Genomic DNA, 14,089 nt, shown 5'->3' on the forward strand with positions numbered 1-14,089 from the left:
TGCTGCTTTCTCCGTAATCGCCGTATCAATTTTAGCCATTCCACAATCGGCGAGTACACCCGCAAGTCCAAGTTGTAAAGTCTGCCCTTTTGGAAATCCAAGTTGTCTACTGATAGCAGAAGCCAATATTCCCACACCAATTGAATGATGGTATATGTAGTCTTTGACATTTGAAAACTCATTTAATAACGTTACCATCTTTTTCTGTTCAATAAACGCATCTAATAGAGGTATCACTATTGAACGGACTTTAGCAATATCCGGACGCACACCTGCACGCCATCCGTGAAACTCCTTTTTATAGTTATGAACTGCATCGCTATATCGTGTTTGCAGGTCTCCCTGTTTCATGGGTATTTTTGCAAGCACATCATCCGGATTCACTGGACCCTCGTTGTCATCATATACATCTTCTCTTTTTACAACGAGTCGTTCTTGAACTTTAACTTTTTTTACACTGAATGCATTTAAAACCTTTATATGCTCCGGTGAGAGTTCAGTATCTTTTCTAAGGATCGGGTAGATTGTATTTATATATATATCTTCACTTGTAATTATGCCCGGGCGCAGGTCACTTGTTTTTACATAGTTTTCAGCCATCAATATTACCTACCTTCACCTTATAGTTCTTTCTATCATACTCTAAATATTTCAATTAAACGACGGGATTGTATAAATAGGCGTAAAAAAAAGGTTATTGAAATGGCCATATCGACCATTTCAATAACCTTTTTACTTAAGATTCCGTATCTTCATCGTCTATCTCAATAGTAGATAACCCGATGTCTTCATTATTTTCAGAAGAGACTTCATTCTCTTCAACAATATTGTCGTCGAGTTCTTCTTCCTCTTCTTCTTTCACAACTTTTGCAACAGTCGCGACAAGTTCATCTTCTCCTAGGCGGATTAAACGTACTCCCTGCGTACTGCGTCCAATAACAGAAATATCGTCAATGTCCATACGGATCAAAATGCCATGTATCGTAATCAGCATTAGATCTTCAGTACCATCTACTGTCTTCATCGCAACAAGAAGACCATTACGTTCTGTCACATTCAATGTCTTCAGACCGTAACCGCCACGAGTTTGAATACGGTATTCATCTTCTGGCGTACGTTTTCCGAATCCTTTTTCTGTGACAACTAGAATTTCATCGCCTTCATTCACTGTATCCATACCAATTACAATGTCGCCTTCGCGAAGACGGATACCACGGACTCCACCTGCTATCCGACCCATAGAACGAATATCTGTCTCATTGAATTTGATTAACATGCCATCCTTCGTACCAATGGAAATGTTTTCATCGCCTTTAGTCATTTTGACGCCGATAAGTTCATCATCGCCTCGAAGGGTAAGTGCTATCAATCCATTTGAACGGATATTAGCAAATTCGGAAACAGGTGTACGTTTAACAACCCCGTTACGAGTCGAGAAGAATAAGTATTTGTCATCCTCGAATGCATCTACAGGAATCATGGCTGTTACTTTCTCATCTTTATCGACACCTAACAAGTTAATGATAGGTAAACCTTTTGCAGTCCGGCTAAATTCAGGCACTTGATAGCCTTTCGTACGGAATACCCGTCCTCTGCTTGTGAAGAACAAGATGGTATCGTGCGTCGACGTATTCAATAAATGTTCAACGAAGTCGTCGTTATTCGTACCCATCCCTTGTATACCGCGACCTCCACGACGCTGGCTACGGTACGTATTAGCAGGCAAACGTTTAATGTAACCATTATGTGTGAGTGTCAGTACTGAGTTTTCGACTGGGATAAGATCTTCGTCCTCAATCATTTCAGCGCCGCCCAGTGTAATTTCCGTTCTACGTTTATCTTCAAAGCGAATTTTCACTTCGAGCAATTCCTCACGAATAATCTCAAGCAATTTTGATTCGTCTGCAAGAATTGCACGGAGTTCAGACATAAGGAGTTGCAACGCTTCGTATTCACTTTCAATTTTGTCCCGCTCAAGTCCTGTCAAACGTTGAAGACGCATATCAAGGATAGCCTGCGCTTGACGATCAGATAAATTAAATTGATCCATCAACCCTGTTTTTGCTTCATCTGTTGTTTTAGATGCACGGATAAGGGTGATGATTCTATCGATATTATCAAGTGCTATGCGTAGTCCTTCTAAAATGTGTGCGCGATCTTCCGCTTTTTTCAGATCGTACTGAGTACGTCTACGGATTACAACTTTTTGGTGTTCAAGATAATGGAACAAAATCTCCTTTAATGCAAGGATTTTTGGTTGACCATCAACGAGTGCCAGCATATTGACACCAAAACTAGATTGCAATGCGGTTTGTTTGTACAGATTATTTAACAGTACGTTGGCATTTGCGTCACGACGTACTTCCATCACTATTCGCATTCCGGTACGATCCGATTCATCGCGTAGGTCAGTAATGCCATCGATTTTCTTATCACGTACCAACTCAGCAATTTTTTCAATCAGACGTGCCTTGTTTACCTGGAAAGGCAGCTCATGTACAAGGATTGTTTCCCTGCCGTTCGACTGCTGTTCAATTTCGACTCTGCCTCGAATGATAACCGAACCCCGCCCAGTTTCATAAGCTCTTCTGATTCCGCTACGACCAAGAATGATCCCACCAGTTGGAAAGTCTGGACCTGGAATAATTTCCAACAATTCTTCTGTTGTAATTGCAGGATTGTCAGCAAGTGCAAGGACAGCATCAATTGTTTCTCCAAGATGATGCGGAGGAATATTAGTTGCCATTCCGACCGCAATACCGGTTGTCCCGTTAACGAGTAAGTTCGGATATCGGCTTGGAAGAACAATCGGCTCTCTTTCTTGTCCATCATAGTTATCTTGGTAATCAACAGTATCTTTATTAATATCTCGAAGAAGTTCCATTGCAATACGCGACATACGAGATTCCGTATACCGCATCGCAGCTGCACCATCTCCATCGACAGAACCAAAGTTACCATGACCATCAACGAGCATATAACGGTAGTTGAAATCTTGGGCCATCCGTACCATCGTGTCATACACAGCACTATCGCCATGCGGATGATACTTACCGATGACGTCTCCGACAATACGTGCGGATTTCTTATGCGGTTTATCTGCGGTATTTCCGAGATCCTGCATTGCATACAGAATACGGCGATGGACCGGCTTTAAACCATCCCTCACATCAGGGAGCGCACGTGAAACGATGACACTCATTGCATAATCAAGAAAAGATGTCTTCATTTCTGTACTAATGTTAATTCCCTTAACACCACGTTGCGGCATATCTGCCATTATTGTTAGACTCCTTTCAACTCAAAAATCCTTAGGAAAAGATAGTTCGACTACTTGACTAGATATGCTGATCTAAAATATTCCATTGAACTCGCTAGGGGATGCCTCACACCTTAAGCGAAGCAGCCTCACCGTTCTCAGGGCTTCGGCTCTTTCGCTCAGTTATTATGGACAATCCTTTGTTCAATACATATAGTTTTTTTCATTTCAACTAGCCAATCAGGTATCTATATTTTTCACGTACATTGCATTCTCTTCGATGAATTTGCGTCGTGGTTCGACTTCATCTCCCATAAGCTGTTGGAATGTTGAATCCGCATCAAACGCATCTTCAAGGTGAACTTGGAGCAGTGTACGCTGATCAGGGTCCATTGTTGTATCCCATAATTGCGTTGCATCCATTTCCCCCAGACCTTTATACCGGGTAATAACGGGTTTCGGCATGGGAGGAAGTCGTCCAATAATCTCTTGGAGTTCTTCTTCAGTATAGCAATACTCCTGAACCTTCCCTTGTTTCACACGATAAAGTGGCGGCTGAGCAATATAAACATACCCTGCTTCGATAAGCGGTCGCATAAAGCGGAAGAAGAAGGTTAAAAGAAGCGTACGAATATGCGCCCCATCGACATCTGCATCAGTCATAATTACAAGTTTATGATAGCGTGCCTTGGAAAGATCGAATTCTTCTCCGATGCCAGTACCAAGTGCTGTAATCATCGCACGGATTTCTAAGTTACCTAAAATACGGTCAAGACGTGCCTTTTCGACGTTCAAGATTTTTCCTCGAAGCGGAAGAATTGCTTGGAAGTGACGGTCGCGTCCCATTTTAGCTGAACCACCCGCCGAGTCACCTTCAACGATATACAATTCACTTATAGCTGGGTCACGTGAAGAACAGTCTGCCAGTTTACCTGGAAGACTCGACACTTCAAGTGCCGATTTCCGGCGTGTAAATTCACGCGCATTTTTTGCAGCAAGACGTGCTCGTGCTGCCATAAGACTTTTATCGATGATTTGACGTGATGTTGTCGGATTTTCAAGCAGGAATCGTTGGAAACCTTCTGAAAATAATGAGTTAGTGATCGTACTAACTTCTGAGTTACCCAGTTTTGTTTTCGTCTGTCCCTCAAATTGCGGATCCGGGTGTTTAATCGAGATGATGGCCGTTAGTCCTTCACGTACATCATCACCAGACAAGTTTGGATCAGCTTCTTTCAGCACACCATTTTTCCGGGAATAGTCGTTAATAACGCGTGTCAGTGCTGTTTTAAAGCCTGATTCGTGCGTACCACCCTCATAAGTATTGATATTATTGGCAAATGAAAACAGATTTTCTGCATAGCCACTATTGTATTGCATGGCGATTTCGATTGAAATTCCATCTTTTTCGCCTTCAATGTATATAGGTTCATCATGAATAGGCTCTTTGTTTTTATTCAAGTGTTCAACGTACGACTTGATGCCGCCTTCGTAGTAATAAATGTCGCTTCGTTCTTCTTCACCACGCTCATCGGTAATCGTGATTCGCAGACCACGGTTTAGATATGCAAGCTCACGAAGTCGGTTGGCCAGAATATCATACTCATATACTGTTGTTTCCGTGAAAATTTCTGGGTCTGCTTTGAAGCGGATTCTTGTTCCAGTTTCATCAGTAGTACCGATTACACTAAGCTCTTTTGACACAGCACCACGTTCAAATTCGATGAAATGGACTTCCCCGTCACGTCTTACATACACTTCTGTCGTTTCGGACAGCGCGTTCACGACAGATGCACCAACTCCGTGCAAACCACCGGAAACCTTATAACCTCCACCGCCAAATTTACCACCGGCATGAAGTACAGTCATAATAACTTCGACTGCAGGTCGACCTGTAGATTCCTGAGTACCTACTGGAATACCGCGGCCATTATCATCGACTCGGATCCAATCGCCTTTTTCCATCGTCACTTCGATATGGTCACAGTGACCTGCAAGTGCCTCATCGATACTATTATCAACAATTTCCCATACAAGATGGTGAAGTCCTCTAGAACTTGTTGTCCCGATATACATACCTGGACGTTTGCGGACAGCTTCTAATCCTTCTAAGACTTGGATTTGATTTTCATCATAAGCCATCTGCATATCTTTCTCTTCCATTGCCAAACTGTTCACCTTCCCTTTCCGAACGTCTAACATTTGTATTGCTGCTTTTTTATTTAAAGGGATGACTCAATCGTCATTCCTCTCTTTTAGCGACTTCGCCCGCTGTAACTTCGAATATGTCTGCCTGACGAATTGTTTCATGGTCAATCCCCGCTACGTTCGTCGTCGTGACAATTGTCTGCACTTCTCCTTGAATTGTGTTCAAGAGATGGGATTGTCGGTAATCATCAAGTTCAGACAGGACATCGTCCAAAAGAAGAACAGGTGCTTCTCCGACTTCTTGCTTTACAAGTTCTATTTCCGCAAGTTTAAGGGACAGCGCTGTTGTTCGCTGCTGTCCCTGCGATCCATACGTTTGGATGTCATAGCCGTTTACGAAAAAGTGAAGATCGTCTCTATGTGGCCCAATCAAGGTCATACCGCGATCTAGTTCACGGCGTCTTGCCTCAAGCAATCGCTGACCGAGTATCGACTGCATCTGTTCCACAGTCTGTCCCGAATCAAGTTCTTTTAGTGTTCCATAAGAAACTTGAAGGGATTCAATACCACGAGAGATTCCTTTATGAATCGGTTCTGCCCATTTTTGTAAAAGTTCCATGAAATAAAACCTTTTACGAATAATTTGGACGGCTACTTGAATATACTGCTCTGTATAAATATCAAACATGACATCGTTAAGGCTTTGTTTTCCCCGATTGTCTTTTAAAATTGCATTGCGCTGTTTGAGTATTTTTTGAAATGTTAAAAGATCATGTAAATAGGTTGGTGAAATTTGACCGATTTCCATATCTAGAAACCGTCTTCTTACCTGGGGACTGCCCTTTACAAGATTTAAATCTTCAGGAGCAAACATGACGACATTTAATTGGCCAATGTACAAGCTAAGGCGTTTTTGTTCAAGATGATTGACACGCGCTTTTTTGCCTTTTTTCGAAATGACCAATTCTAATGGCAGCCGTCCATATTTACGTTGTATGTCCCCTTCTATTTTACCATATTCTTGGTCCCAGCGTATTAATTCACGATCATTTGAAGTTCTATGCGATTTCGCCATAGAAAGTACATAGATTGCTTCCATGATGTTTGTTTTCCCCTGGGCATTTTCCCCAATTAACACATTGATTTGTGGGGAGAATGAAAGGTCAAGTGATTCATAATTCCGGTAATCGATTAATGCAAGTCGTTCAATATACATCCGTTTGACCGTCTGTTAGTTCAGTTACTTTATATGTGCCGACATTGGGAATTTTAACGATATCTCCATCACGAAGTTTTTTACCTCGTCGCTGTTCCTCCTCGCCATTGACGTAGACAATGTATTCATCCAGAAACCATTTAGCCATACCACCTGAACTAATTGTATTCGTCATTTTTAATAGTTGCCCTAGAGTTATGAACTCTGTATCGATTGTAAGATTTTCCATAGAGTCTCAACCTTTCGCAAGTTAGTCTGTCTTTCTATTTTAGCCGACTTTCGGCAGTAAGTAAAAAGGATAGTCAAATAAGTGACTATCCTTCAAGATTCAGTATGTTCGTACAGGGAGAATAAGTTGCAAGATTGAATCGTCATCAACTGATTTCAAGATGAACGGTCGCATAGCTCCCGTAAATTGAATCGTTATGTCTTGTCCATCGATTGCTTTCAATGCGTCCATCATATATTTAGCACTGAAAGAAATATTCAATTCTTCTCCTGTTACGCCAATAGCTTCAACCAATTCTTCAACCTTACCTACTTCAGGTGAATTTGAAGAGATTTCAATAACTTTACCTTCATTGGCAGAGAAGCGAACAATGTTGTTCCGTTCTTCACGTGCTAGAAGGGATGCTCTATCAATTGCCTGAAGAAGAAGTCGGCCATTTACCGTTACTGATGTTTTATATTCTAACGGGATAAGACGTGATGTATCTGGGTAATTGCCTTCCAATAGGCGTGAGTAAAATAACACACCACGTGTTTTGAATAACACTTGTTGATCTGCAATGACAATATCCACAAGTTCACCGTTATCAGGCAAAATCTTATTTAGTTCCTGAAGACTTTTACCAGGAATAACGACACTGAATGGAACTTCTGGCATATCTTCAGGTATCGTCAGTCTTCTTGCCAATCTATGGCTATCAGTAGCGATACAAGCAAGTCCCCCATCTTTTACTTCCCAAAGGACACCTGTTAATACTGGTCTAGTTTCTTGTTGAGACACGGCAAAGACCGTTTCTCGAATGATTGATTTCATCAGATCCGCTGGCAATGAAAATAGATAGTCATCTTTTACTTCTGGTAGAACCGGGTAATCTTCTGGATCTAGTCCAATTAGATGGAATTCAGACTTACCGGATTGAATATGTGTTTGAAGTCCATTTGCAACTTCTATTGTTACTTCATTCGTAGGTAGTTTTCGTACGATTTCGCTAAATACTTTAGCTTGTAGCACGATGCTTCCTTTTTCTACAACTTGAATAATTTGTTCTCCGTTATCTTCTGCAGGTATGAATGTACAGATCGTAATATCGGAATCACTTCCTGTTAATGTCATTCCTTTTTCGTCCACTTCAATCTTTATTCCTGTCAAAATTGGAATCGCAACTTTTTGACTGATGGCTTTCATAACATCGCTTAATCCATCAAGCAACTTATCTCTCATAATTTCAAATTTCATTCTATACCCTCGCTTAATATATATAGTATTAGTTATTAATAAAGTAATAGTAATAGTAGTAGGGGCTGTGGATATGTTGGTAAGTCTATTTTCCCTTTGAGCCTGAACGTTTTCCACATGTGTATAACCTGTTTGTAGGTGTGCACTACTTATTATATGTTATGCACAGGTCATCCTCTACCAAGAACATTACGAATATCTTGAACGTCTTGTTGCAAAGCTTGATCATCCTTTAACATTTGCCTAATCTTCTCGTGTGCGTGAATGACAGTTGAATGATCTCGTCCTCCGAATTCAGATCCAATCTTAGGTAGGGAGAAATCCGTAAGTTCTCTGGATAAAAACATGGCAATCTGTCGGGGAAATGCAATCGCCCTCGTTCTTTTCTTCGCAGTAAAATCCTCTAGACGTATGTCAAAGTGCTCTCCAACTGCTTTTTGGATATCAAGAATCGTTACAGTACGCGGTCTTGAATTAGGAATAATATCTTTCAAGGCTTCCGCAGCAAGATCCGTATTGATATCCGAATTGACGAGTGATGAGTAGGCGACAACGCGTATAAGAGCCCCCTCAAGCTCACGTATGTTTGAGTCAATTTGGTTGGCAATGTACAGCATGACTTCATTTGGAATATCAACAAGCCCATCAGCCTTTGCCTTTTTGCGCAAAATTGCGATGCGTGTTTCCAGGTCTGGAGGTGCTATGTCTGTGATAAGACCCCATTCAAAGCGAGATCTAAGTCTGTCCTCAAGTGTTGGAATTTCTTTTGGAGGTCGGTCACTTGAAATAACAATCTGTTTTGACTCCTCATGGAGTGTGTTGAATGTATGGAAAAATTCTTCTTGTGTTTGTTCTTTTCCCGCAAGGAATTGAATATCATCTATTAAGAGCACGTCTACATTCCGATAACGATTACGGAACTCGACAGCTTTATTATCACGAATAGAGTTAATGAATTCATTTGTAAACTTCTCAGATGAAAGATACATGACTTTTGCTGAGGGGTTCTGTTCGAGTACATAATGTCCAATTGCGTGCATTAAGTGTGTCTTTCCAAGCCCAACACCCCCATAGATAAACAGCGGATTATAGGCTTTCGCTGGTGCTTCAGCAACGGCAAGTGACGCTGCATGGGCAAAACGATTTCCTGAACCAATGACGAATGTGTCAAACGTATATTTTAGATTAAGCATGCCAGGTGCCGACGTTAATGGAACTTTTTCTATAGGTTTAACGGTCGGTTTAGGTAGCATGAAATCATTTTCTTCCATGTTTTTAGGAACAACGAACTGAATGATTCGGTCTTCGCCGGTCAATTCGGATAGAATACCAGTAATAAGATGTACATAGTGGTTTTCAAGCCAATCTTTTGCAAATGAATTCGGTGCGGCGATTGTGACATTTTCTTCGCCATAAGACATCAGTTTTGTCGACTTTAGCCAAGTTTCAAAACTAGGTCTTGAAATTTTCTGCTCAACCTTCGACAAAACTTCGATCCATAATTCTTCTAAGTGGTCCAAACGTGTGCCTCCTTTACAATGAAAATAAAAAACCCGAGGATATGTATTATACACAGTTTTCCGTCGTGTGGATAACAATTACGCAAAAGTGTTGAAAAAATTATCCACAATGTATTAACAACTGTGGATAACAAAAATGCTATAAAATTATGTGCATAACAAATTCATCTCATTGTAACAGGATATGTTGTGGATTACAAGGAGTCCTGAACCTTATCCACAGCGCAAGTGGTTGTGGATGAAATCTTTATCCACAGGCCTTGGTATGTGAGGAAGATGTCGATAAGCAGTGTGCATAAAAAAACTTGAGAAAATACTATCCACATCACTATCTGGAATTAGCGGAAGAAACCGTGGATAACTTATTGGGACGAAATCAGAGAAACTAAATGGCCTAAATTACTGTCGAACAGGAAAGGGTTGACTTTTACCTTGGAAATCCGATATACTATTCAAGACTGTCACAGTAATAAATAGACAATCAATGCAGGAGGTGTCTTAAAAGATGAAACGTACTTACCAACCAAATAAACGTAAGCGTAGTAAAGTTCACGGCTTCCGTGAAAGAATGAGCACGAAAAGCGGACGCAGAATTCTAGCAGCTCGTCGTCGTAAAGGAAGAAAAGTCCTATCAGCATAAGGCCACTGACATTTCAGTGGTCTTTTTTCTTGTTTATTAATGAAGAACTATAATCATAGATGACGGAGCAGGTGCATGAGATGAACAGACGTCAACGGATAAAGACGAATGAGGAATTCCAAGAAGTATTCAAAAAAGGGAAGTCGTTTGCTAATCGGCAATTTGTTGTGTATTCCTATAGGAAGGAAGACCAGCCAGAATTCAGGATTGGTCTGTCCGTCAGCAAAAAAGTAGGTAATGCAGTCGTGCGGAATAGGATCAAACGGTATTTACGACAGTCCTTCCTGGAATTGAAAGACGAACTGCGCAACGATATGGATTATGTCATCATCGCCAGACATCAGGCGGCCACATTAGATTTTCATGAAACAAAAAAAAGTTTGCAGCACGTCCTGCGTATTTCTCGTGTCTTAAAGAAGTAGAAGGAAGTATATGAACGTGATAAACTGTTAGTATCGGTCGATAGGGCCTTTTAACTTCACTCGGCAGGGGTCGAAACCCCTACTGAAAATTAAGGAACTCTGGCTAAAATCGCCGCGTACTGCGGCAACGCCTGAGTAACCAACATCCTTTTGGCCAAAAGCCTCCAGCGGATGTCACAGATTTTGAAGAGAATTAATTGAATAAGATAAGATTTGGGGGAACTGATTTGAAAAAGAAGTTAGCATTAATCCTTATACTGACGGCATTGTCGGTATTTCTTGCGGGATGTTCGGAATTCCAACAACCGATTTACGAGGACAGTGAAGGATTTTGGAACAAATTTGTCGTCTGGCCGTTAGTTTCCCTAATAACGACATTTAAAGACATACTCGGTACATACGGGTACGGTATTGTTGCAGTTACAATCATCATTCGACTTGTCTTGCTTCCATTAATGATCAAACAGACAAAAAGTTCAAAACGGATGCAGGAAATCCAACCTGAACTGAAAGCACTCAAAGAGAAATACAAATCAAAAGACGCAGTTACACAACAAAAGTACCGTGAAGAAATGCAAAAAATTATGTCGGAACGAAAAATCAATCCGGCGGCAGGCTGTTTACCAGTCTTAATCCAAATGCCAATTCTATTCGGTTTCTATCATGCGATCAGCCGAATGAATGTCACATACGATATTGGAAACTTCTTATGGTTTGAACTTGCAGCGCCAAGTATTACACTTGCAGTTTTAGCAGGAGCTATGCAGTTTATCGTTTTACGTACAGGTCCTGCAATGGACAACCCACAGATGAAAGTAATGATGTATATCATGCCGTTTATGATTATGATCTTCGGTTCATTCTTACCAGCAGCACTTTCACTTTACTGGGTAATCGGTAATATCATTTCAATTATCCAAAACATCTTCATTTACAAACCATTTAAGAAAAAGGAAGTGGAACTTGTAAAAGTGGGAGGGAAACGGAAATGACAAGGACGACGCGAAGGGGAACCACGGTTGAATTAGCGATTTCATCAGCATTGACAGTACTTGGCGTTACGCGTGATGAAGTAAAAGTCGAAGTGATCAATCAAGGGAGAAAAGGATTTCTAGGTTTCGGTGCAAAAGAAGCTGAAGTAACCGTAACTATTATGAACTTTGAAGAACCTTCCGTCCTTGAAGAAGCAAAACCTCTAATGGAGATACAGCCAACTGAGATTGAAGTTATTAGTGAATCTGTTAAACCTCCTGTGGAGAAAGAGGAAGTCCAAATTGAAGGATTGTCTGATGAAACTGCGATAGAAGAAACAGAAAACTATTTAAAAATGATTGCAATTGGAATGGGTGTCGATGACATTCAAATCAGCCATGAAATCAAAGGTAAATATGTTACTTTCCAAATGGAAAGTGCAAAAGCTGCATTACTGATTGGAAAACGAGGACAAACGTTAAATGCACTCCAGCAATTATCGCAACTTGTAACAAACAAATTGGCGAGTCAATTCAAGGTCGTCCGGGTAGATATCGGTGATTATCGGGAGCGTCGCGAACAATCTTTGGAACAATTAGCAGAACGAATGGCTGATAAAGCAGTTCGTACAGGGAAAAGAATCCAGTTAGAACCGATGGCTTCCTATGAAAGGAAAGTCATCCATAATGCTTTATCACGGCGCATGGATATTGAAACATATTCAGAGGGCTCTGATCCATTCAGGTATTTAGTCATTGAATCTGTTAGGTGAAAAAAAGTCCCGCAAAGACGAACGCTGTCTCTGCGGGACTTTTTTGTATTATATTGTAAAGATATCTTAACTTATCCACATTATTTAAATTGCGACACTAGGAGGATGGATGGATTTGTGATAATATATTATGTTAGATAGTCGTGTCGGAAATAGGTTATCCACATGTGAGTAACCAAGTCAGGAAGGTGAAAAACGTGCATTTTGATACAATAGCTGCCATCTCTACTCCAATGGGGGAAGGTGCAATTGCCATCGTCAGGTTAAGTGGGGACGAAGCTGTCCAAATAGCGGATCGTATTTTCCGTTCACCGTCTGGTAAGAGGCTAAATGAAGAACAATCACATACAATCCATTATGGTCATTTAATAGATCCATCAACTGAGGAAACTGTCGAAGAAGTAATGGTTTCTCTCATGAAAGCACCAAAAACATTTACACGTGAAGACGTCGTAGAAGTGAACTGTCATGGAGGAATTGTTGCGGTCACCCGTGTTCTTCAATTAGTGCTCAAGCAAGGGGCGCGTCTTGCAGAACCCGGTGAATTCACAAAACGTGCATTCCTTAATGGACGAATTGATTTGTCTCAAGCCGAAGCGGTCATGGATCTTATTCGTGCGAAGACAGACCGTGCCATGAATGTTGCACTCAATCAGATGGAAGGAAAACTTTCTCGGTTAATCGGGGGATTGCGACAAGCGCTTATTGAAACGTTGGCGCAAGTTGAAGTAAATATCGATTATCCGGAGTACGACGACGTCGAAGAAATGACAATCCCGCTAATGATTGAAAAAAGTATGTGGGTGAGAAATGAAATTGATAAGTTGTTGAAAACTTCATCTCAAGGGAAAATTCTGCGAGAAGGTCTATCTACTGTTATTATTGGTAGACCCAATGTAGGGAAGTCTTCCTTACTAAATAGCATCATTCAAGAAAATAAAGCAATCGTAACCGACATTGCGGGGACGACGCGTGATATTATTGAAGAGTACGTTAATGTGCGAGGTGTTCCACTTCGTCTTGTCGATACAGCTGGAATCAGAGAAACAGAAGATATTGTGGAACGAATCGGCGTCGAAAAATCGAGGAAAGTGTTGAAGGAAGCGGATTTAATTCTACTCGTCCTTAACAGTTCTGAAGAGTTATCGATAGAAGACGAACGACTATTTGAAGTGGTATCGGGAATGGATACAATCTTTGTTATCAATAAAACCGATCTTCCACAAAAAATTGACATGCAAAAAGTGATGGAACATGCCGGAACGGGCAAAGTTGTCACGACCTCTCTCGTGAAAGACGAAGGGGTAGATGAACTGGAAGAAGCAATTGCCGGACTCTTTTTCGAAGGAAATCTTGAATCAGGCGATTTCACATATGTATCGAATGCACGACATATCGCACTATTACACAATGCGCGTGCCACGATTGAAGACGCACTCGCGGCTGCTGAAGCAGGTGTTCCAGTCGATATGATTCAAATTGACGTTACACGGACGTGGGAAATTCTTGGTGAAATTATCGGAGACACGGTCCAAGACGGTCTACTCAATGAACTATTTTCTCAATTCTGCCTCGGAAAATAAAATAAGATAAGTGTTCAACAAGAGTGAATGGAAAGAGGGGGCCTGCCTAGCGCAGTAGCCCGCTTCTACTTTTCATCGAGCTTTTTGAATGA

12 protein-coding genes (1 of these 12 only partly in view) are annotated in these 14,089 nt (G+C 41.1%); 5 read left to right on the plus strand and 7 right to left on the minus strand.

All coding sequences use genetic code 11. The features are described 5' to 3' along the window. The 7 genes from MKY15_RS07460 to dnaA all read right to left on the minus strand — a co-directional run. Nucleotides 1-600, minus strand: partial view of an HD-GYP domain-containing protein gene (locus tag MKY15_RS07460; RefSeq protein WP_338654418.1) — the 5' portion only. It extends 504 nt beyond the left edge of the window; the window shows 600 of its 1,104 coding nt (coding positions 1-600); it begins with the start codon at nt 598-600; its stop codon lies off the left edge, out of view. 136 nt (nt 601-736) lie between these two features. Beyond that, complete coding sequence (gene gyrA / locus MKY15_RS07465; RefSeq protein WP_067204065.1) at nt 737-3,280, minus strand: DNA gyrase subunit A; 2,544 nt, start codon at nt 3,278-3,280, stop codon at nt 737-739. Nucleotides 3,281-3,499: 219 nt separating this feature from the next. After that, nucleotides 3,500-5,422 carry a DNA topoisomerase (ATP-hydrolyzing) subunit B gene (gyrB, locus tag MKY15_RS07470; protein ID WP_067213784.1) on the minus strand — a complete coding sequence of 641 codons (1,923 nt, stop codon included), beginning with the start codon at nt 5,420-5,422 and terminating at the stop codon, nt 3,500-3,502. A gap of 79 nt (nt 5,423-5,501) precedes the next feature. Next, nucleotides 5,502-6,623 (minus strand): DNA replication/repair protein RecF, encoded by a 1,122-nt coding sequence (recF, locus tag MKY15_RS07475; protein WP_067204068.1) that lies wholly within the window; start codon nt 6,621-6,623, stop codon nt 5,502-5,504. After that, the gene (gene yaaA, locus MKY15_RS07480; RefSeq protein ID WP_067204071.1) at nt 6,613-6,852 is read right to left on the minus strand and encodes a S4 domain-containing protein YaaA; all 240 of its coding nucleotides are present in this window, start codon (nt 6,850-6,852) and stop codon (nt 6,613-6,615) included. The genes recF and yaaA overlap by 11 nt, the downstream gene beginning before the upstream one ends. Nucleotides 6,853-6,951: 99 nt before the next feature. After that, nucleotides 6,952-8,088 (minus strand): DNA polymerase III subunit beta, encoded by a 1,137-nt coding sequence (dnaN, locus tag MKY15_RS07485; protein WP_067204074.1) that lies wholly within the window; start codon nt 8,086-8,088, stop codon nt 6,952-6,954. Between the two features lie 170 nt (nt 8,089-8,258). Continuing rightward, a complete protein-coding gene (dnaA, locus tag MKY15_RS07490; RefSeq protein ID WP_067204077.1) occupies nt 8,259-9,608 on the minus strand; it encodes a chromosomal replication initiator protein DnaA in 1,350 nt (449 codons plus the stop codon). A gap of 505 nt (nt 9,609-10,113) precedes the next feature. Here dnaA and rpmH point away from each other — a divergent pair. From rpmH to mnmE, 5 genes are all read left to right on the plus strand, one after another. Further along, nucleotides 10,114-10,248: a 50S ribosomal protein L34 gene (gene rpmH / locus MKY15_RS07495; RefSeq protein WP_067204080.1), complete on the plus strand. Its 135-nt coding sequence runs from the start codon at nt 10,114-10,116 to the stop codon at nt 10,246-10,248. An 80-nt stretch (nt 10,249-10,328) separates the two neighbouring features. Continuing rightward, complete coding sequence (gene rnpA / locus MKY15_RS07500; protein ID WP_187046280.1) at nt 10,329-10,670, plus strand: ribonuclease P protein component; 342 nt, start codon at nt 10,329-10,331, stop codon at nt 10,668-10,670. 227 nt (nt 10,671-10,897) lie between these two features. Next, nucleotides 10,898-11,662, plus strand: coding sequence for a membrane protein insertase YidC (gene yidC / locus MKY15_RS07505; RefSeq protein ID WP_067204084.1), 765 nt, complete (start codon nt 10,898-10,900; stop codon nt 11,660-11,662). Further along, a complete protein-coding gene (gene jag / locus MKY15_RS07510; protein ID WP_067204087.1) occupies nt 11,659-12,414 on the plus strand; it encodes an RNA-binding cell elongation regulator Jag/EloR in 756 nt (251 codons plus the stop codon). The genes yidC and jag overlap by 4 nt, the downstream gene beginning before the upstream one ends. A gap of 197 nt (nt 12,415-12,611) precedes the next feature. Continuing rightward, nucleotides 12,612-13,997: a tRNA uridine-5-carboxymethylaminomethyl(34) synthesis GTPase MnmE gene (mnmE, locus tag MKY15_RS07515; RefSeq protein WP_067204090.1), complete on the plus strand. Its 1,386-nt coding sequence runs from the start codon at nt 12,612-12,614 to the stop codon at nt 13,995-13,997. Nucleotides 13,998-14,089 lie beyond the last annotated feature (92 nt).

Source organism: Sporosarcina sp. FSL K6-1540 (assembly GCF_038620285.1).
Taxonomy (GTDB): Bacteria; Bacillota; Bacilli; order Bacillales_A; family Planococcaceae; genus Sporosarcina; species Sporosarcina psychrophila.

Coding starts and splice junctions, on each gene's coding strand:
- dnaN (WP_067204074.1), bottom strand. CDS start 8,088: ATGAAATTTGAAATTATGAGAGATAAGTTGCTTGATGGATTAAGCGAT.
- yaaA (WP_067204071.1), bottom strand. CDS start 6,852: ATGGAAAATCTTACAATCGATACAGAGTTCATAACTCTAGGGCAACTA.
- gyrB (WP_067213784.1), bottom strand. CDS start 5,422: ATGGAAGAGAAAGATATGCAGATGGCTTATGATGAAAATCAAATCCAA.
- gyrA (WP_067204065.1), bottom strand. CDS start 3,280: ATGGCAGATATGCCGCAACGTGGTGTTAAGGGAATTAACATTAGTACA.
- rnpA (WP_187046280.1), top strand. CDS start 10,329: ATGAACAGACGTCAACGGATAAAGACGAATGAGGAATTCCAAGAAGTA.
- jag (WP_067204087.1), top strand. CDS start 11,659: ATGACAAGGACGACGCGAAGGGGAACCACGGTTGAATTAGCGATTTCA.
- recF (WP_067204068.1), bottom strand. CDS start 6,623: ATGTATATTGAACGACTTGCATTAATCGATTACCGGAATTATGAATCA.
- rpmH (WP_067204080.1), top strand. CDS start 10,114: ATGAAACGTACTTACCAACCAAATAAACGTAAGCGTAGTAAAGTTCAC.